17 protein-coding genes are annotated in these 18,298 nt (G+C 63.1%); 10 read left to right on the top strand and 7 right to left on the bottom strand.

Features of this window, described 5'->3' with window-relative positions; genetic code table 11:
* The first annotated feature begins 40 nt into the window (after nt 1-40).
* The 7 genes from I6F24_RS09030 (at nt 41) to I6F24_RS09000 (ending at nt 4,885) form a co-directional block, all read left to right on the top strand.
* The gene (locus I6F24_RS09030; protein WP_225125607.1) at nt 41-493 is read left to right on the top strand and encodes a pyridoxamine 5'-phosphate oxidase family protein; all 453 of its coding nucleotides are present in this window, start codon (nt 41-43) and stop codon (nt 491-493) included.
* 93 nt (nt 494-586) lie between these two features.
* A complete protein-coding gene (locus I6F24_RS09025) occupies nt 587-946 on the top strand; it encodes a cytochrome c (RefSeq protein WP_225125606.1) in 360 nt (119 codons plus the stop codon).
* Nucleotides 947-1,182: 236 nt separating this feature from the next.
* Entirely contained in the window at nt 1,183-1,587 is a 405-nt protein-coding gene (locus I6F24_RS09020) for a VOC family protein (protein ID WP_225125604.1), read from the top strand.
* 115 nt (nt 1,588-1,702) lie between these two features.
* A complete protein-coding gene (locus I6F24_RS09015) occupies nt 1,703-2,350 on the top strand; it encodes a cell envelope biogenesis protein TolA (protein ID WP_225125603.1) in 648 nt (215 codons plus the stop codon).
* A 261-nt stretch (nt 2,351-2,611) separates the two neighbouring features.
* Entirely contained in the window at nt 2,612-2,893 is a 282-nt protein-coding gene (locus I6F24_RS09010; RefSeq protein ID WP_109143935.1) for a hypothetical protein, read from the top strand.
* 222 nt (nt 2,894-3,115) lie between these two features.
* Nucleotides 3,116-4,156: an acyl-CoA desaturase gene (locus I6F24_RS09005; protein WP_225125601.1), complete on the top strand. Its 1,041-nt coding sequence runs from the start codon at nt 3,116-3,118 to the stop codon at nt 4,154-4,156.
* 225 nt (nt 4,157-4,381) lie between these two features.
* On the top strand, nt 4,382-4,885 hold the full coding sequence (locus tag I6F24_RS09000; RefSeq protein WP_036033716.1) for a hypothetical protein: 504 nt from the start codon (nt 4,382-4,384) through the stop codon (nt 4,883-4,885).
* Between the two features lie 187 nt (nt 4,886-5,072).
* On the opposite strand, the gene I6F24_RS08995 is transcribed toward I6F24_RS09000, so the two are convergent.
* A complete protein-coding gene (locus tag I6F24_RS08995; protein WP_225149540.1) occupies nt 5,073-6,086 on the bottom strand; it encodes a hypothetical protein in 1,014 nt (337 codons plus the stop codon).
* A 314-nt stretch (nt 6,087-6,400) separates the two neighbouring features.
* On the opposite strand from I6F24_RS08995, the gene I6F24_RS08990 reads away from it, so the two are divergent.
* Complete coding sequence (locus I6F24_RS08990) at nt 6,401-6,700, top strand: hypothetical protein (RefSeq protein WP_225125599.1); 300 nt, start codon at nt 6,401-6,403, stop codon at nt 6,698-6,700.
* A 184-nt stretch (nt 6,701-6,884) separates the two neighbouring features.
* Here I6F24_RS08990 and I6F24_RS08985 read toward each other — a convergent pair whose 3' ends face one another.
* Nucleotides 6,885-7,670: a phasin family protein gene (locus I6F24_RS08985; protein WP_225125598.1), complete on the bottom strand. Its 786-nt coding sequence runs from the start codon at nt 7,668-7,670 to the stop codon at nt 6,885-6,887.
* A gap of 44 nt (nt 7,671-7,714) precedes the next feature.
* On the opposite strand from I6F24_RS08985, the gene I6F24_RS08980 reads away from it, so the two are divergent.
* A complete protein-coding gene (locus I6F24_RS08980) occupies nt 7,715-7,981 on the top strand; it encodes a DUF2312 domain-containing protein (RefSeq protein ID WP_225125597.1) in 267 nt (88 codons plus the stop codon).
* Nucleotides 7,982-8,188: 207 nt separating this feature from the next.
* Here the strand turns inward: I6F24_RS08980 and I6F24_RS08975 are convergent, their stop codons facing one another.
* From I6F24_RS08975 to I6F24_RS08965, 3 genes are all read right to left on the bottom strand, one after another.
* On the bottom strand, nt 8,189-8,704 hold the full coding sequence (locus I6F24_RS08975) for a ParB N-terminal domain-containing protein (RefSeq protein ID WP_225125596.1): 516 nt from the start codon (nt 8,702-8,704) through the stop codon (nt 8,189-8,191).
* 545 nt (nt 8,705-9,249) lie between these two features.
* On the bottom strand, nt 9,250-9,717 hold the full coding sequence (locus I6F24_RS08970; protein ID WP_225149541.1) for a nucleotidyltransferase domain-containing protein: 468 nt from the start codon (nt 9,715-9,717) through the stop codon (nt 9,250-9,252).
* A gap of 200 nt (nt 9,718-9,917) precedes the next feature.
* Nucleotides 9,918-13,688, bottom strand: a complete 3,771-nt coding sequence (locus I6F24_RS08965) for a vitamin B12-dependent ribonucleotide reductase (protein ID WP_225149542.1) — start codon at nt 13,686-13,688, stop codon at nt 9,918-9,920.
* 769 nt (nt 13,689-14,457) lie between these two features.
* Here I6F24_RS08965 and I6F24_RS08960 point away from each other — a divergent pair.
* Nucleotides 14,458-15,357 (top strand): DMT family transporter, encoded by a 900-nt coding sequence (locus I6F24_RS08960; RefSeq protein ID WP_225149543.1) that lies wholly within the window; start codon nt 14,458-14,460, stop codon nt 15,355-15,357.
* Between the two features lie 19 nt (nt 15,358-15,376).
* Here the strand turns inward: I6F24_RS08960 and I6F24_RS08955 are convergent, their stop codons facing one another.
* Both I6F24_RS08955 and I6F24_RS08950 read right to left on the bottom strand, forming a co-directional pair.
* Entirely contained in the window at nt 15,377-17,176 is a 1,800-nt protein-coding gene (locus I6F24_RS08955) for an adenylate/guanylate cyclase domain-containing protein (protein WP_225149544.1), read from the bottom strand.
* Nucleotides 17,177-17,184: 8 nt separating this feature from the next.
* Entirely contained in the window at nt 17,185-18,156 is a 972-nt protein-coding gene (locus tag I6F24_RS08950; RefSeq protein WP_225135955.1) for an ABC transporter substrate-binding protein, read from the bottom strand.
* Between the last annotated feature and the right edge of the window lie 142 nt (nt 18,157-18,298).

Below are 18,298 nucleotides of genomic sequence, written 5' to 3'. Positions count from 1 at the left end.
GGGCGTACCGTGTCTTCAGGAATGACCGCCGGAGGCAGCGATGGACGACACACTCAGACGAAAAATCCAGACCTTGCTGGACCAGCACCGCACGATGCGGATCGCGACGCTTCGCGCCGATGGCTGGCCGCAAGTAACGACCGTCGGCTATGCCAACGACGGTTTCACCATCTACTTTCTCTGCGGCCCCGACAGCCAGAAGGCGCAGAACATCTCGCGGGACGAGCGCGTGTCGCTGGCGATCGACGACGATCCGGCGCAAGTGATGGAGATCACCGGCCTGTCCATGGCGGCGCGGGCGGTGGCCGTGACCGATCCAGCTGAGGCCGAGAAGGCGATCACACTGGTGATGGCGCGCTATCCCGAGCAGAAGGCGATCGGCCTGCCCATGCCGAAGCCGTCCGAGGTGCGGCTGATCCGTCTCACGCCGACGGTGATCTCGCTGCTCGATTATTCCAAGGGATTCGGCCACACCGACCTCGTGACGTGCTGAGGACGCGAGCTGCGAGCTGGCTTGACGCAGATCAAGCTGGCGTCGTGGTGCACATCTAAGCTGCTCCACGATTCAATGCCGTGAGGTCGGGCGATGTCGCACAATGTTCGAATCTCCATCGGCATCGCCGTCCTGATCGCGCTGTCGGTGCTGTTTCTCTTCAGCGTCGTTCACACCGCCGCCGGGGCGCCGAGGCCCGGCTCGCGCGCGGTCGCCGCAGGTCATCGCCTGGCGCAGGCGTGGTGCCAGTCGTGTCACGCGATCGAGCCGCACATGGCCGGCTTCTTCGAGGAGGCACCGAGCTTCCAATCCATCGCCGACCGCAACGGCACCACCGCGCTCTCGCTCAAGGTGTTCTGGCGGACCAGTCACCAGACCATGCCGAATCTCGTGATCTCGCCGGAGCAGGCCGAGGTGCTATCGGCCTATATCCTGAGCCTGAAGCGCAATTGAGGGCCGGCTCAAGCAAGTGTTGCGAAAACAACCCCATGCACAGTAGCCATCCCCATGGAATTGCTCGGGGTTTTTCCTCACTTCGGTAAAATCGAACAGGATTTGACCCGTCGGGCAAAACAATGGCATGATGCCATCGTGGAACGCGGTCGGGGGCGTCGGGTGCGGCACCATCCCGGATTACGCTTGCGCTCCATCCGGGCTACGCTCGCGCCTCAACTTGCGACGAGCCGCTCATGAGCTTCCTCCTCAACATCGATGTTCCCGACGTGGCGAAAGCCACGACGTTCTACACCGAAGCCTTTGGCCTCTCGGTCGGCCGCCGCTTCGGCGCCGACTTCGTCGAGCTCAACGGCTGGCCCGCACCGGTGTATCTCTTGACCAAGCAGGCCGGCACCATCGGCGCCGGCGGCGACCCCCGCCGCTATGAGCGGCACTGGACGCCGGTGCATATCGACGTCGTCGTCGACGATGTCGACGCGGCCGTCGCGCGTGCCCTCGCTGCGGGTGCGATTCTGGAGGTGCCGGCGAGCGATGCGCCCTATGGGCGGATCGCGATGCTGGCCGATCCGTTCGGGCACGGTTTTTGTCTGTTGGCGTTCAGCGCGCAAGGGTATGACGCGTTGCTGGAAGGTGCGTAGCCTGGATGGAGCGCAAGCGTAGTCCAGCGCCGAGCGTGCCGCGCGACCCCGGATTGCGCTTTGCTCGATCCGGGCTACGCTCGCGCGCGGAAAGCTGCGCCGACATCGGAGCGACATGCCAAAGAAGCTGAAGACCTACCAGACCTCGCTCGGCTTCTACGATCAGGCGATCGCCGCGCCCTCGATGAAGGCGGCGCTTGCCGCCTGGGGCGCCAGCTCCAATCTGTTCCATCAGGGCGTCGCCAGGGAGACCGACGATCCCGATGTCGTCGCCGCGACCATGGCGAAGCCGGGCGTGGTGCTGAGGCGCCCGGTCGGCTCGGACGGCCCGTTCACCGAGAGCGCGGAGCTGCCGACTGATCTCGGCGCAGGTGAGGCCGAGCCCAAGCGCAAGTCCAAGAGCAAGGCCGAGAGCAAACCGACGTCAAAGAAGCGTCCCGCCAGGACGGCCCGGAATGCATCCCGCGAGATCGATGATGCGGCCGCCCGCAAGGCCGCAGCAGCTTTCGAGAAGGAGGAGCGACGGCGCGAGGCAGCGCGTGCCAAGGAGGAGGCCGCCCGCGCCAAGGAGCGTGCACGGCGCGACAAGGCGGTTGCCGCGGCGGAAGCAGCGCTCGACAAAGCAACACGCGAGCACGAAGCGAAGGCCGAGGCGATCGAAGCCGAGCGGGCCGCGCTCGAGGCGCGCGCCGAAGCCGAGCAGGAGCGCTGGGACAAGCAGAGGCACAAGCTGGATCAGGCCCTGCGCCGCGCGCGTGAGTGAGCGGCAGGTGCCGACGTCCGGGACTTCTGCTGCTCATCCAGACCACTCTTGCGTCATACTCGGCCGTCATTGCTAGCGGAGCGAAGCAATCCAGGCTCCCTCCGCGGAAGGACTCTGGATTGCTTCGTCGCAAGTGCTCCTCGCAATGACGGGGAGAGGTCGGAGCGCCAAAGCGCACAGCGCTTATGTCCGCACCTCGCGCGAAATTTGCTTGCCTCGCCTGGCATCCTTTTGCACTCTCCGCGCGAAGGAGACCAACGCATGACCAAGATGACTGCCGCCTGCGCGCTCGGAACCGCCCTGGTGCTGAGCGGCCTTGCAACCTCGGACGCCGAAGCCCGGACGCGGAGAGCCGTCGTCGTTCGCGCGCCGCAAGAGCGGCTCGTCATCACGGCGCCGGTGCTGAGGCCGACGCCTTGGGATTACAACATCGTGCCACGCTATCGTTACCGCCCCGAGCACGACCGGGTCGATCCCTACGGCCCGCCCTTGGTGCCGTCCTATGTGCGCTATGAGGGATGGCGCTGGCCGTATTGGTGGTGAAGGCACCGACCGACGCCAAAACTGATCGGCGCATGCGCTCGGTGAGCTGAGCAGAGGCACGACGTGCATCTGCTCGTCATGATCGCCACTCTCTATCGCAGAGAAGCGAAAGCGGCGGGGCTGCGCCGCCCGTGCTCCTACGGCCGCCCCGGTCCTTGCCTCTGATAACCAGGGGTTGTACGCTGCACTGCAGAAAAGTGCAGTGTAAATGGATCGGCTGAAATGAGCGTGGTTGAGAGCGTGGCGTCCGAGCAGCTTGCGGAGCCGAAAATGCCGCCGGGCGTGCTGACCGAAGGTCCGGTGGTCGACGCCAAGTTTCGCGATTCCTACATCTCGTTCGCCATCATGGTCGGCGGCTCGATCGCGGCGCTGGTCTGGGCCTTCTGGCAAGGCATCGGCTGGGTCGAAGTCTCGGTGTTCGCGGGCACGTTCATCATGTCCACGATCGGCATCGGCTTCATGCATCGCTACTTCGTGCACCGCAGCTTCCGCTGCGGTCCGGTGATGCGGACGATCTTCGCCGCGCTCGCGACCATGGCGGTGCAGGGCTCGATCCTGAAATGGGTGAGCAACCATCGGCGGCACCATCTGCACTCCGACCGGCCCGGCGACGTGCACAGCCCCTATTACGACGGCGGCGGCCATCCCTATACCAGTTTCGCCAAGGGCATGACGCATGCGCAAGGCGGCTGGGTGTGGGACCGCGAGACCACCGATGCCAGCTACTACGCCAAGGACATCCTGGCCGACCCGATCGCGATGTTCTTCACCAGGACGCGCTGGTACTGGTACGCGCTGTCGGCGCTGATCATTCCGGGCGCCATCGGCTACGCGTTTGGCGGCGTGCGCACGATGATCGGCTGCATCCTGTTCGCCGGCCTGTTCCGCAGCTACCTCATGACCATGGCGACCTCGCTGGTCAACTCGGTCTGTCACAGCGACGGCCGCTGGGGCTACCGCCGCTTCGAGACCCATGACGGCACCACCAACGAGCTGGTGACCACGCTGCTCACCTTCGGCGAGGGGCTGCACAACAACCATCACCGCTTTCCGCGCGACGCCTACATCTCGCACGCCTGGTACGAGGTGGACATCAACGGGCTGATCATCCTGGGGCTGGGGAAGCTCGGGCTGGTGCACGATATTTTTGCGGCGGGCGATGCCGGCCGCCATCGTGCTGCGGATGCAGGGCGGGGCGAGCCTGCGCCAGCCGCCGTCGGAAATGCCTTCGACGCCGACGACCGTCGCTCCCCCGGAACGTAATCGTGCCCGCCATGGCCCGGCGCCGATGCGGCGGGGAGTGCACTTCGAACAGGTGCGCGGATAAATTGAAGTTTGATGGCTCGCCGTCTCTGCGTGCAGAGTTGGCGATTGGGTAAAAGTGGCAAAGTGAAGACTGTCAAGAATACATAGAGGTAGAACGGCATTTATCCCCGTAATAAACCCAATACTGCTTGGGGTTTCTTTGCGCGTATTGGGAGGACAGTCATGGCAAGTGTCGAACAATTGCACAGACGGGACGGAGTGAACTTGGTCCAACTCGAAGCCGACATCACTTCGATCCGGTCGGGGAGCTCCATTACTTCAGTTAATCTGCCTGATTACGTCGAGCACACCGCGGGGGTGTCCCGGGTCGGTGCGCTCAGTGCAGAAGCGGTCATTCGCGACTATGAGTCCGCTGCAAAAGAGATCGAGGCCATGGGCACCGAGTTGATCGACGCCGCGCAAAAATGCGAGGCGCTGACGGCCCAGGTTCATGATGCGATCGCCTTCATGCGAGAAACGGCGGCAGGCTATCGTGAAGAGGGACGCAAGATCTTCAAGCGTATCGAAGAATGCGCGCTGTTCACCGAAGACGTTCGCAAGACCTGCGAACAGGTCAAACGCAGAATGGCTGAAGTCTCGGTCGGCCCTTCCGATGAGGAGCTTGCGCCGCAAGAGCCCGAGCTGACGGGGATCGCGGCCAAGGTGACGATGAGCGAGATACGCTGAGGGGAGCGTGGGTGCGTAGGGTGGGTTAGCTGCGCGACTGCGCGAGGCGCAGTTCGCGCAGCGTAACCCACCACCTCTGCCTCCGCGGAAATCAAAGAGGCGGGTTACGCCAGCGGACTGCGCTTCGCGCCGCCGCAGGCTAACCCACCCTACGCACTTCAAATCCAATCGCGCCTTCGAAACGGGCTCACCAATCCGGATCGCCGTAATAGTAAGGGTCGGCCATATAGCGCGGCGGCATCCAGGGGCCTCGCGGCGGCGGCCTCGGCCGCCGTGGCGCGGCGTCCGGTAGGTGCGCCCGGGCACGCGCAGCCGTGTCGTTGCTCACCACGCTGCGCACGACGGGCTTGGCGGGTGCAGAGGCGGATGGCGCCGATGACGCGCTCAATTGCGTTTGCAACGCCTGGACCTGCGCGGCGAGGCGGGCATTGTCCGCCGCGTCCTTCTCCTGCGCGGCCTTGAGCTGCTCGATGGTGGCGGCCTGGTCGCGCAGGGTCTGCTCGCTGCGGCTCTTCAGCTGCTCGAGCTTGTCGTTGATATTCGCAAGCTCGCTCGTGATGGCCTTGAGCGATTGCGCGAGCTCGGACGATGACGGCTCGGCCGCCGTGGCGGCAGGCTTCGGGGCGCTTTCGGTGTCCTTGGGCCCCGGCGGCGCCGGCACCGGGCTCGGCTCATCCGCGGCCGCCCGCAGCACCGTCGCCGGCTGCTCCGGACTTTCCGCGGCGGTCGCTTGCGGGGGTGCGCTCGCGGGTGGAGCCCATCGCGCCATGATGGACTTGCCGATCGATGTCGCCTCGTCGCCATATTGCGATGCGACGGCGGCACCGAGGAGGCCGATCGCCATCACGAGAATAGCCAGTGCGCGCATCATGGCCTTGTCTCCCCTCAGGCCCTGATCGCGTACCTTGGTGTTTAGAACCTTGGCTTCCGGCGTCGGCGTCTTCTTTCCTGACGTGGCGGCTGCCGTCGAGGCGGCGCTTGCGTGCGAGGTCCGCGGGGCTTCGCTGTTGCGTTCCATTCCGGAAACCAGCCGGTCCAGCCGCGCGAGGTCTTCCTCTGCGCTTTTGATCCGGTCGTAGGCCCGCGCCAGCCCACCGTCGGCGCGCGCCTCGTCCGGCTTGGACGCATCAGGCTTGGCGATATCAGGCTTGGCGTTATCGGTCTTGCCGGTATCAGGCTTGGGGTCGTTCGTGTCAGGCATCGATGCGCTCTCCATCCGGTCGGGCGTCAATGGGAGGCAGTCCGATCAAGGATAGGTCTCGCCGCTGTCAGACACAACGCGTGTGCAAAGGAGAAATTATGACGGGCGAGGGAGCGGGCGGCGTGAGGGCGTAGGATGGGTTGTCGCCGCGACTGCGCAAAGCGCATTTCGTAGGGTAGTCGAGCGGATCGAAGCTCATCAACGAATGACGATCCCAGGGGCGTCCAGCCCCGCGGCGCCATGAACGTTCGCTGAGGGGAACGGGCGCTAGTCCATTCCGTTTCCTTTGAGGGGGCTTGTTCGAGGAGGACAACATGAAAGCAACGATCATCGCGCTTTCGGCTGCCGTTGTCATGGCTACCGCACCAGCCGTATTTGCTCAGGGCGTATCGAGCAAGACGCCAGGTCATGAGATGCAGCAAATGGGCAAGAAGGGCGAGCCGGGCGCTTCCAGCTACGCTCCGGGACACAAGAAGAAGCAGCACGCGAAGTCCTCGAAGAGAACCAGCCCCGGCGCGTCGAGCTACGCTCCAGGACGGACTACAGGGCAAACCACAGGTCAAACCACAGGCGCGGGCACCGGGTCGACCACCGGCACGAAGTCAGGGTACTGAACTCCAGGCGGTCCTCAGGCGCGTAGAGTGAGTTAGCTCCGCGACAAAGCGCAGGTCGGGTAGCGCAACCCACCTCTTTAATCTCGGCGGCGGAGAGGTGGTGGGTTACGCCGGCGGACCGCGCTTCGCGCAACCGCCAGCTAACCCACCTTACGTCCCGCGGCGCCGCAATGTGCACCCGTCGTCAGTGACGTATCGTGCGGATTTCGAGCGTGGTCTGGGTGAGCCTGGCCACGAACCCCTCAAGATGCATGACCCTTTCTCTGGTCAATTGTTCATGCAGCTCGGTGATCTTCTGGGATTCGGCGACAAACGAGTCGCAGGCCTGTTTCGCGTACGCCATCTGAAGCTCAAAGGCCTCGACGGGTGAACGCGCCATAGCGAGCTTTCCCAGGAAGCTCCAGGCTTGCTCAAGCGAGGTCCTGATGTAGTCGCTATAGGCGTCGGCAATCGCCTGCGTGCTGGCCTCCAAGGGTTCGACCGGTGCGACGGGTGGGCTTGCAGCGAGCTCCATCCCGGAAGCCTCGTCCGGCAAGGCTGCAGCCGAAGGTATCTCCGCACTGATCGGTCGGCTCGGCTCTTGCCCGGTCTCGTGCCTGGTCTCCGCCGGGGCATCCGGCAATTGATGCCCTGCACTTGCGCGTTGCTCGCCGGCCCCGGCGCGTTGTCCCGCCTTCTTCTTGCCGCCGCGCCGGCCGGATTTGCCCCGTGGCTTGTTGTCCACCGCACTCAACATTGCAAATGGCTCCTGAATATCGATGAAGCCGCGAGCCTCCGTCGCGTTTGCGCTGAAATCGCGATTGTGGGCTGTCGCTTGCGTGGCGGCCATGTGGTGAGATTTTGCCGCTGCATCGTCGACGCATCGGGCAGGAAGTCGCTGGTCGAGATAGCTGCGGGGTGGTCGCCTGTCCTGAGTATCGCTGCGGCGCGATGGCATCGGGTGCGGCAACTCGGTTAACACATTGGTCATTTCTTTGCGGGCATTTTCACGACCTCAGTCAGCAAAGAGGCACCATGTCCGATATCACCATTCCCGGCGGCAAGATCCGTTCCTTCGTCGAGCGGATCGAGAACCTCGACAGCGAGATGCAGGAGTTGAGCGAACAGAAGAAGGAAGTCTTCGCGGAAGCCAAGAGCGAGGGTTTTGACGTGAAGATCCTCAAGGAGATCATCAAGCTGCGCAAGGAAGACAAGAACGAGCGCGACGAGCGCGAAAGCCTGCTCGACCTCTACATGCGCGCGATGGAGACGGCCTCGCCGGAGCAGGCGAAAGCGGCGTGAGACGGGCGGGTTGATCGGTGAGGAGGGCCGCGATCGAAAGGATTGCGGCCGTCATGCGGTAGAAGCCATGCAAGGTGGAGCGCAGCAGAACGGTCGTTCCGGGGGCGCGAAGCGCGAGCCCGGAATCCATTGCGCCACTCGTCGTGCCGCCCGATGGATTCCGGGCTCGCGCCCAAGCGGGCGCGCCCCGGAATGACGGGGTGGCCATCAATAGCGGCCGCCGCTGCCCTTTTGCTGCGTGATCCAGTCCGACAATGATTTCGGTTTCGATTTCACAATCCGGCCCGGTGATGCCTGCGGCTTGTCGCGGACGCCTTTCGCCGGACGGGTGCGCGGCGCTTCCGACTGCCTGACGCCCTTCAAGGCAGCCGCCGATGCCTCAGCGGCTTCCTTCTCCAGGCGCAGCTGTTTCAATCGCGCCATCTTGATGCGTTCTGCCTCGACCTCGGGTCGTTCGGCGAGCTGCGGCTTGTGCTGGGCAAGCTCAGCCGGGACCAGAACACCGAGAATGGTCGTCTCGCCGAGCGCCTTGCAGGCCTCGAGCCGATGCAGTCCCTCGACCAGAACCAGGCGGTCTCCGTCGCGCCGGACGGAAATCGGGACCTGTTGTCCGATCTCCAGCATGCTTTCCGCGATCTCCCCGACGGTCTCGGGCTTGACGGCCTTCTTCTGCTTGGTCGGAACGAAGATCTTCTCGATCGGGAAGCTTTCCGGTTTGGGCATGACTTTACTCCGCTTCTACCGGGCTCGTCGGAACCGATGACGGTGACGGTCGAGTTTAGGAGGGAAGGGCTCGACCGCAAAGGCAATTTCGGCGGTTGGGATTGATGAGCAGGGAAGCCGGAACCAAGCTGCGATCACGGAGGGTAGTGCACTCGATACGGAGCGCATCCAAAAGTGAGCGGAATTGGCTGATTTGGCGATGACAAACCAATTTCGTGCACCGTCGCCGTAACTCGACGGGCCACGATTGCTACTACGAGCTGGTTTGAGAGCTAGAGCCAAATGCCTGTTGGATGGATTGCGTTGTAGCAGTTCCGACAAGTATGGACTGAAGCTCCTTCACATAGGAGGAGAAGCGTTCGATCATCTCGCGAGCACGCGGCCGCTCTTTCGGATCAAGCACGCTGATATAGCCGTTCAACTCGTACTGCAGTCGTCCCCAGCGCCCGCACAACGCAAGGACGAGATCTCGCTCCTTGTGCACTAAGCGTATTGCAGCCCCCTCCGGCTCATGGGTCAGCCTGAGTAATAAAGCCAGTATTTCCTCACCGATAAGGCCGGCCGGATTCGACAGAACACGACTTTGTTGCCGTGCCAGCAACAGTAATTCTTCGAGAATACGATCGTGCTCTAGCTTCTTCTGCTCGTGACGGGGTATCGTCGAGAAACAACAGCTTTAGAAAGTGTCCATCGTTTGAGAATTTAGGAAAATCCATGTCGTAGCCGATTTCAACTATCTCCGAGAGCAGCCGAATTTCAGGAACTCTTATTTCATCGAAATAGCTGCGAGGCTTCGCAAGCACAAAAAACAAATCGATATCTGAGTATTTGCTAGCTTCTAATCGACCGTAAGAACCCGCCGCGTAGATCGTTAGGTGTTCGAAGGCTTTCAGGTGACGAGCCTTTGCTAGCCGTGTGGTCAGCACGTCTAGTTTTGTTTTAGATTCCGTCATCCGCACGTCGAAGCGACGCTGGACGATGTTAGGAAGCTCGATCCCGTCAAATCTGGTCATCACTCCCCCGAATCAGAAGATGAACGTGATTGAAATAGTCGGACTGCATTCGCCGCCCTTTTTTAATCTAATACTACCTAGTTATGTTCAAAAAACCATAAGTTGCAATATGTGAATGAAAGAAGGGCGGCCTCGCGGCCGCCCCTTGCAGATACCTGAGCACGTGCGGGTTCTACTGTCGATCGGCGTTAGCTATCGTCTTACGAACACCCCGTCGTGCTTCCGCAAGTATCGCACTTCATGCACGTCCCATTCCGCACCAGCGTGAAGTTGCCGCACTCCGAGCACATCTCGCCCTCGTAGCCCTTGGCCTTCGCCTCCGCGCGACGCTCGGCCCTGGTCGGAGCCGCGGTCGCGCCGCTGCCGGCCTTGCTCCATTGCAGCGCTTCCAGCTTCTCCGTCGGAGACAGATCGTGCTGGGCTTCCTGCTTCAGGGCGACGGCGCCTTCGATGGCGTCGCCGACGCGGGCGCTAGCGCCGTGGGCGGCCAGCGCCGTGACCCGGCTGCCGCCTGAGGGCGCGCTGTCGTTGCCTTGGCTGACCGCGGCCGAGCCGCCGCGCATCACGACGAGGTTGTCCGTGCGCGAGCGGGTGAGGCCGCGCGAGACCAGCTTGGTCGCGTGCTGGCCGCCGTCCTCGTCCGGCTCCTTGCCTTCCTCGACGCCCTTGCCGAGCGCGTCAAAGCCCGTCTCGTTGGGATCGACATGGGCGAGGTCGAAGCGCGAGAGATAGCTCACCGCGAGCTCGCGGAAGACGTAGTCGAGGATCGAGGTCGCGTACTTGATGCTGTCGTTGCCCTGCACGGGGCCCGCCGGCTCGAAGCGGGTGAAGGTGAAGGCGTCGACATATTCGTCGAGCGGCACGCCGTATTGCAGGCCGAGCGACACCGCGATGGCGAAGTTGTTGATGAAGGAGCGGAGCGCCGCGCCTTCCTTGTGCATGTCGATGAAGATCTCACCGAGACGACCGTCATCGTACTCGCCGGTGCGCAGATACACTTTATGGCCGCCGACGACCGCCTTCTGGGTGTAGCCCTTGCGGCGATCGGGCATCTTCTCGCGCTCGCGCATCACGACGATGCGCTCGACCAGCTTCTCGACGACCTTTTCGGCCACATGCGTGGCGCGCGCCGCCATGGGTTTTTCGTGCAGCAGCTCGACCGCATCGTCCTCGTCCTCATCGTCGCTGATGAGCTGCGAGTTGAGCGGCTGTGAGAGTTTGGAGCCGTCGCGATAGAGCGCGTTGGCCTTCAAGGCGAGCTTCCACGACAGCATGTAGGCGGACTTGCAGTCCTCCACCGTGGCGTCGTTCGGCATGTTGATTGTCTTGGAGATCGCGCCCGAGATGAAAGGCTGCGCCGCCGCCATCATGCGGATGTGGCTCTCGACCGAGAGATAACGCTTGCCGATCTTGCCGCAGGGGTTGGCGCAGTCGAACACCGGATAGTGCTCGGCCTTGAGGTGCGGGGCACCTTCCACCGTCATCGCGCCGCAGATGTGGACGTTGGCGGCCTCGATCTCGCGCTTGGTGAAGCCGACGGCCTGGAGCAGGTCGAAGCCGGGGGCTGCGATCGCCTCCGCGCCGATGCCGAGCTGGTCGCGGATGAAGTCTTCGCCAAAGGTCCACTTGTTGAAGGCGAACTTGATGTCGAAGGCGGTCGGCAGGGCCTTCTCGACCTTGGCGATGGCTTCGTCCGTAAAGCCCTTGGCCTTCAGCGTGGTGACGTTGATGCCGGGGGCATTCGCCAGCGAGCCGTGGCCGACGGCGTAGGCCTCGATCTCCGCGATCTCGCTCTCGCGATAGCCGAGCGCGCGCAGCGCGGCCGGCACGGCGCGGTTGATGATCTTGAAGTAGCCGCCGCCGGCGAGCTTCTTGAACTTGACCAGCGCGAAGTCGGGCTCGATGCCCGTCGTATCGCAGTCCATCACCAGGCCGATCGTGCCGGTCGGCGCGATCACCGTGGTCTGGGCGTTGCGATAGCCGTGCTTCTCGCCGAGCTCGAGCGCCGCATCCCAGGCTGCCTGGGCATGGCTGACGAGGTCGGCTTGCGGGCAGGAGACGAGGTCGAGCGGCACCGGGTTGACGCTGAGCGCCTCATAGCCGTTGGACTGGCCATGCGCCGCGCGGCGGTGGTTGCGGATCACGCGCAGCATATGCGCGGCGTTCTTCTTGTAGCCGGGGAAGGTGCCGAGCTCGGCCGCGATCTCGGCGGAGGTCTTGTAGGTGATGCCGGTCATGACTGCAGTGAGGGCACCGCAGAGCGCGCGGCCTTCCTTGCTGTCATAGGGCAGGCCCATGGTCATCAGCAGGCCGCCGATATTGGCGTAGCCGAGGCCGAGCGTGCGGAACTCGTAGGAGAGCTCGGCGATCGCCTTCGACGGGAACTGCGCCATCATCACGGAGATTTCGAGCACGACGGTCCAGAGCCGGCAGAGATGCTCATAGCCCTCGACGTCGAAGCGCTTGGTGTCGGTGTTGTAGAACGTCAGCAGGTTCGCCGAGGCGAGATTGCACGCCGTGTCGTCCAGGAACATGTATTCCGAGCACGGATTGGACGCGCGGATGTCGCCGGACGCCTTGCAGGTGTGCCAGTCGTTCATCGTGGTGTTGAAGTGCAGGCCGGGATCGGCCGAGGCCCAGGCGGCGTAGCCGATCTTCTCCCAGAGGTCGCGCGCCTTCAGAGTCTTCGTCACCTTCTTCGAGGTGCGGGCGTTGAGATTCCAGTCGCCGTCGGTCTCGACCGCGCGCAGGAAGTCGTCCTTCAGCGAGACCGAGTTGTTGGAGTTCTGGCCCGAAACGGTGAGGTAGGCTTCGCTATCCCAGTCGGTGTCGTAGGTGTCGAACTGGATGTCCTTGTAGCCTTGCTTGGCAAACTGAATGACGCGCTTGATGTAATTGTCGGGCACCAGGCTGCGGCGCGCGAGCTTGATCTCGCGGCGCAGGGCAGGGTTCTTCTCGGGGTCGAAGCAATCGTCGCCCGAGCCTTCGCAGTTGACGCAGGCCTTCAGCACGGCCTTGAGGTGCTTCTGGTTGATCTTGGAGCCCGTGACGAGGGCGGCGACCTTCTGCTCCTCCTTCACCTTCCAGTCGATATAGGTCTCGATGTCGGGGTGATCGACGTCGACGACGACCATCTTGGCGGCGCGGCGCGTGGTGCCGCCGCTCTTGATTGCGCCCGCAGCGCGGTCGCCGATCTTGAGGAAGCTCATCAGCCCGGAGGAGCGGCCGCCGCCGGAGAGCTTTTCGCCTTCGCCGCGCAGGCGCGAGAAGTTGGAGCCGGTGCCGGAGCCGTATTTGAACAGGCGGGCTTCGCGGACCCAGAGGTCCATGATGCCGCCCTCGTTGACGAGGTCGTCGCCGACGCCCTGGATGAAGCAGGCATGCGGCTGCGGATGCTCGTAGGCCGACTTGGACTTGGTCAGCTTGCCCGTGAAGGGGTCGACGTAATAATGGCCCTGGCCGGGGCCGTCGATGCCATAGGCCCAGTGCAGGCCGGTGTTGAACCATTGCGGCGAGTTCGGCGCGACCATCTGCATGGCGAGCATGTAGCGGAGCTCGTCATAGAACGCCTGGGCGTCGTCGTCGCTCGTGAAATAGCCGCCCTTCCAGCCCCAATAGGTCCAGCAGCCGGCGAGGCGGTCGAACACCTGCTTGGCGCTGAGCTCGCTGACATAGCGCTCCTTCTCAGGGAGAGCGGCGAGGGCCTCGGTGTCGGGCACGGAGCGCCACAGGAAGGAGGGGACGGATTCCTCTTCGACCTTCTTCAGGCGCGCGGCAACGCCGGCCTTGCGGAAGTACTTCTGCGCCAGCACGTCGGAGGCGACCTGCGACCACTCGGCCGGGACCTCGACGTTCTCGAGCTTGAACACGACCGAGCCGTCTGGATTGCGAATCTCCGACGTGGTCAGGCGGAATTCGATACCCGCATAAGGTGACTGTCCCGAAGTGGTGTGGCGCCGCTCAATCCGCATGGTCTTGCCCCGTCCTTTTCTTTGACCGGTCCCGCCCCTCGTTGTGGGCGTGCCGGGTCGTCATTGCATCTCGCGGGCGCCTTCAGCCGTTCGGCCTCGGGGCACCGCAGTTCAGCCGGTGGATCCGGCCCTGTTTTTTCCCGGCGCGAGCTCGATGCGTCGCATCGATCATCCTGCCGGCATGTCCACACCCATCCGCCCCCAAGGGGATGTGCGCGACATGCGTTCAACGCCCCACAACGTCACTTCGTCATCGATGCCATCCGAGCCTGTTGCCGGCCCGTTCTGGCGCCCCGAAGAGCCTCTCATTCCGAGGGCAGACAAGCCCTCATCCGCAGCCTTTGGCCGGCTGGCGGAGCTGAAATTTGCGAGACCCTTTGGGGGAGTGCCGGCGGGACGCAAACTCACTCGCGCCGAACGGACCGAAAGCTAGGACTCTCCGTTGCGCCCGTCAAGAACTAGTGCGAGTTCCTGAATCAAATACTAAATATGGTGGATTGCGGGGGATAACAGGGGTCTTCGCCGCGCCTGTCGTGGACCCAAGTATCAGTGAGTCCTCAGGGATTCCCAACTGAAAAAATTTGCATGCCGTGATGACCGGGGCCTTCATCCCGCTGTTCACAGGGCAGGTATATTTTTGAGCAATGGGATTGCGTCAGCAGGACTCACGTAGCCCTACGGACGGTGAGGGCAGGCATGCCCGCCAAAGCGGTGGTGGGACCCGCGAATCCGGGCCAAGGTGACCGCCCGATTTGCCGGACTAGCCGACATGCTTGATTCGACGACGCCGGGCGTGCGGCCGCGCATCGCCCCGGCCGGCCTGATGTTCCTTGCGATCACCTCGATCGGCTGGGGCTTCAACTGGCCGGTGACGAAATTCCTACTTGCCGAGCTGCCGCCTCTGACGCTGCGCGGGGTCACCGGCGTGCTCGGCGCGCTGCTGCTGGCGCTGCTTGCGGTGATCCGCCGGCAAAGCCTGTACGTGGAGGGTGTGATCTGGCCGCGCCTGCTCACCTCGGCCGCGCTCAACGTCACCTGCTGGATGGTGCTGATGGGGCTGGCACTGCTCTGGCTGCCGGCGAGCGAGGCGGCGCTGATCGCCTATACGATGCCGGTCTGGGCCTCGATCCTCGCCTGGCCGGTGCTTGGGGAGCGGCCGACGGTCTTGCGCACGCTTGGGCTGGTGCTGGCTTTCGCAGGGCTTGCCTCGATCATGGGAGGCAACGGCCTTGCCGCCAGCACGGAAAAGCTGCCGGGCATCATCATGGTGCTGGTCGGTGCGTTCGGCTTTGCCCTCGGCACCGTGCTCTCAAAGAAGTACCCGATTCACCTGCCGCCGCTCGCGGCGGCAGCCTGGCAGATCGGGATCGGCTGCCTGCCGATCTCGATCGTCGGCCTCCTGATCGAGACGACGCATTTGTCGCATGTGACGCCGCTCGGCTGGTGGCTGCTGGTCTATTCGGTCGTCGGGCAGTTCTGCATCGCCTATGTCAGCTGGTTCGCAGCACTGGCGCGCCTGCCGGCCTCGGTCGCCGCGATCGGCACCATGGCGGTGCCGGTGATCGGCGTCGTGGCCTCGGCGGTCGCGCTTGGCGAGCCGCTCGGGGCAGGGCAGATCGCGGGGCTGGTGTTTACGCTGGCCGCGGTGGTGCTGGCGACACGGGGGTAGCCGTCCGGACGCCGGGTTATCAGTGGTCCTGAGCCTCTTTCTCTCGCCTCCGTTGTGCCAAGCCCGGCAGTTTCGACGGAAGGTCAGCAGGTGCGACGGCAAAGACCTCGAGAGCCTGGTCGTAGCCTTTGATGGTCCGCTGTCCGAGCGATGCCATCGGGACGCTATCCCTTACCCTTTCAGCGATCGTGGGATCAGCCAGGATCTGCGCGTCCTTTGCGAGATTACAGAGCCGCGACGCCAAATTCACCACGGCTCCCATCGCCGTGTAATCCAGCCGACCGTTGTAACCGACCGTTCCTACCGTTGCCGGTCCCATGGCAACGCCCACACCAAAGCCGATCGCGTGGCCGGCGTCACACCATTTGCCGGCAAGGGCCTGAACCGTCACTTGCAGGTCGATCGCGAGGCGGACCGCTTGAGTTGCCGGCTGTTCGCATGCGATCGGGGCATTGACCAGCAGCATGACTCCGTCGCCATCAAAGCCGATGAGCGTTGCCTCGTGACGAGTCGTCACGGCGCCGACGGCCTCGTAGTACTCTCGCATGACGGCCATGATGACATCGGGTTCATTGCGAGTGGAGAACGCCGTGAAGCCGCGCAAGTCGCCAAAAATGACAGCCACTTCACGTCGCTGCCCTTCGAGCAGTTCGTGAGAATGTTCGACCAATTCGGCGACCTGTGATGGCAGGAACTGCTTCAGCCGCTCGATCCGCGCAGATTTCTGCTGCGAGATCGCCAGTTCAGAAGCCATTTCATTGAAACGCAACGCCAGCTGCTGCAACTCGTCACCGCTGAAGATTTTGATACGATGCTCGAATTGTCCGGTTCTGATCCGCTCCACGCCCTCTTCCAGTTGCTTGATCGGACCGGACATTCTGTGCGCGCGCCAATAGGCGAGCGCCAGCGCGACAAGAACACCAAAGGCAATGAGAATTGACGAGCGCCACAAGGCCGCCCGAATTGATGCAAAGGCTTCCGCGGTTGGCTGCATCGCGATCACCGTCCATCCCACATCGGCGGCCTGAACGGATAGCGCCACCACCGGGTTGCCTCGCTCCCCGGTTATCACCGCCGCTCCGCTCGCCGCGCCAACGAGATGCTTGATCCGGCCAAAACTGCCGGAGCTGGCGCGGCCGCGCAGAACCCGGCTGATATCGGGATGTGCGATCAGATGACCGGAATCATCGACGACAATGGCGTAGCCGGTCTCGCCGATTCTAATGGCTGCGATGACATCCCAGATCAGCTTCAGATTGACCTCGGCGATCGCAACCCCTGCGGCCGGCAGGCTCCCGGCAACCGCGATCCTCATATAGGGCTCTGAATCTTGCTGGTACTGAACCGGTCCGTACCAGACTTTGTTGCCGCGTGCGCCCAGAACAGCGGGATCCGCGGACATATCGATGCCGCGCCCGGTCCTGTTCAGAAGCAGCCTGGAAACAAAGACCCGTTCGGTGCCGGTCTCATCCAGAAGCGAAACCGAAGCGATTGCAGGCACCTGCTGGAGGAGACGCAAGGCATCGATCTTATGTTGCGCATCGTCTCCGGCAGACCAGGGAAGCTGCACCATCCAACCCAGCTGATCTCGCATGCCATCGGTGAACGCCTCGATCCTGTCGGACGCCGCGCGAGCATCGGCCTGCAGCACCGCGCTGATCTGGCGACGCTGGTCTCGGTAACCGAAAGAAGCCTCGACGGCCGCGCCGAGTATCAGAGGCACGACCGCAGCGACAAACAACGTCGCGAAGTACTTGCAGAACAGCGAGCGACGCGGAGGCATCGTACACGAAGAGGGCTGCGCAGCACCGTCCTTCATAGCTACTCTCAGGAGATCACCTTGCTGGCGCGAAACAGGATAGACGACACATCCAGCTTGATACCCAGAAGCCTGGCTGTCTTCATATTGATTGCCAGTTCAAACTTCTCGGGACGCATCACCGGAAGATCTGACGGATATTCACCGCGCAGGATGCGATCGGCATAAGTGGCAAGCCGAAAATAGGTCGTGCGCTGGTTTGCGCCGTAACTCAAGAGACCTCCAGCGTCACAATATTCAGACCAGCCAAACATCGAAGGCAGCCGGTGCGCGATTGCAAGCTCCGCAATCTTCGCACGATGCACCAGCGTCACAGCATCGGGAAACACGAGGAGAGCATCCGCGTCCACCTTGCCGGCAGCCATCAACCCATTCTCGATTTCGCGCGCGCCGCAGAACGGAACGTAGGCTGCCTCTATCCCAAGGTTTCGGCACGACTCCAACGTCGCACGCCATTCCAGCGGCTCTCCCGGATGATCCGTATTCGAGAAGACCGCCAGCTTTCGCAGCTTTGGATAAATGTCCTTGAGCAGCTCAACGCGCTTTCCTGCCAGCTCGAGCGACAGGAATGTGCTGCCGGTGAAATTGGTGCCGGGGTGAGCAAGGCTCTTCACCACACCCAAAGCGACGGGGTCGCCGCTCAATGCAAACAGCACTGGGATGTCGGTGATTGCAGTCATGCCGCGTGTCGCCGGACCGCTCGAGACCACAAGGTCGACATCCCCTCGCTGCAGCTCGGAGACGATCTTCCGCAGTGCCTGCGGATTTCCAGGGGCATAATGCGTCTCGAAGGTTACGGTCTTGCCTTCGACATATCCCAGGGCGCGCATTCCATCGCGAAAGCCGTCCAGGAAGGGATCCGGTTCGGACTCAGTCGAGACCCAGAAGATTCGATGCAGCTTGGCTCCGCCCTGCGCCCGTGCGATCGCAGGCCAGGCCAGTCCTCCACCGATCAACAAGATGAACTCTCTTCTTTTCATGCGAGCACCTGTCGAAACTGGGCCTTGCAGTTCCGGCCGCAGACCAAGATCCTAGCTGTGCGTCTGATGACTGTTGCGCTCCGCAAGCGGACTGTCGCGCCACCGGCTCCGACATTTGTCCTCGTGAGCATGCTCAGAGACT

This window comes from Bradyrhizobium sp. BRP23, assembly GCF_020194135.1.
Classification (GTDB): domain Bacteria; phylum Pseudomonadota; class Alphaproteobacteria; order Rhizobiales; family Xanthobacteraceae; genus Bradyrhizobium; species Bradyrhizobium yuanmingense.
Note: the sequence above shows the minus strand (reverse complement) of the source record. Positions and strands in the feature narration are given on the sequence as shown.

What these genes read in the sequence shown, in the direction of transcription:
- I6F24_RS09030 (WP_225125607.1), top strand. Translation starts at nt 41, where the DNA reads ATGGACGACACACTCAGACGAAAAATCCAGACCTTGCTGGACCAGCAC.
- I6F24_RS09025 (WP_225125606.1), top strand. Translation starts at nt 587, where the DNA reads ATGTCGCACAATGTTCGAATCTCCATCGGCATCGCCGTCCTGATCGCG.
- I6F24_RS09020 (WP_225125604.1), top strand. Translation starts at nt 1,183, where the DNA reads ATGAGCTTCCTCCTCAACATCGATGTTCCCGACGTGGCGAAAGCCACG.
- I6F24_RS09015 (WP_225125603.1), top strand. Translation starts at nt 1,703, where the DNA reads ATGCCAAAGAAGCTGAAGACCTACCAGACCTCGCTCGGCTTCTACGAT.
- I6F24_RS09010 (WP_109143935.1), top strand. Translation starts at nt 2,612, where the DNA reads ATGACCAAGATGACTGCCGCCTGCGCGCTCGGAACCGCCCTGGTGCTG.
- I6F24_RS09005 (WP_225125601.1), top strand. Translation starts at nt 3,116, where the DNA reads ATGAGCGTGGTTGAGAGCGTGGCGTCCGAGCAGCTTGCGGAGCCGAAA.
- I6F24_RS09000 (WP_036033716.1), top strand. Translation starts at nt 4,382, where the DNA reads ATGGCAAGTGTCGAACAATTGCACAGACGGGACGGAGTGAACTTGGTC.
- I6F24_RS08995 (WP_225149540.1), bottom strand. Translation starts at nt 6,086, where the DNA reads ATGCCTGACACGAACGACCCCAAGCCTGATACCGGCAAGACCGATAAC.
- I6F24_RS08990 (WP_225125599.1), top strand. Translation starts at nt 6,401, where the DNA reads ATGAAAGCAACGATCATCGCGCTTTCGGCTGCCGTTGTCATGGCTACC.
- I6F24_RS08985 (WP_225125598.1), bottom strand. Translation starts at nt 7,670, where the DNA reads ATGACCAATGTGTTAACCGAGTTGCCGCACCCGATGCCATCGCGCCGC.
- I6F24_RS08980 (WP_225125597.1), top strand. Translation starts at nt 7,715, where the DNA reads ATGTCCGATATCACCATTCCCGGCGGCAAGATCCGTTCCTTCGTCGAG.
- I6F24_RS08975 (WP_225125596.1), bottom strand. Translation starts at nt 8,704, where the DNA reads ATGCCCAAACCGGAAAGCTTCCCGATCGAGAAGATCTTCGTTCCGACC.
- I6F24_RS08970 (WP_225149541.1), bottom strand. Translation starts at nt 9,717, where the DNA reads ATGACCAGATTTGACGGGATCGAGCTTCCTAACATCGTCCAGCGTCGC.
- I6F24_RS08965 (WP_225149542.1), bottom strand. Translation starts at nt 13,688, where the DNA reads ATGCGGATTGAGCGGCGCCACACCACTTCGGGACAGTCACCTTATGCG.
- I6F24_RS08960 (WP_225149543.1), top strand. Translation starts at nt 14,458, where the DNA reads ATGCTTGATTCGACGACGCCGGGCGTGCGGCCGCGCATCGCCCCGGCC.
- I6F24_RS08955 (WP_225149544.1), bottom strand. Translation starts at nt 17,176, where the DNA reads ATGAAGGACGGTGCTGCGCAGCCCTCTTCGTGTACGATGCCTCCGCGT.
- I6F24_RS08950 (WP_225135955.1), bottom strand. Translation starts at nt 18,156, where the DNA reads ATGAAAAGAAGAGAGTTCATCTTGTTGATCGGTGGAGGACTGGCCTGG.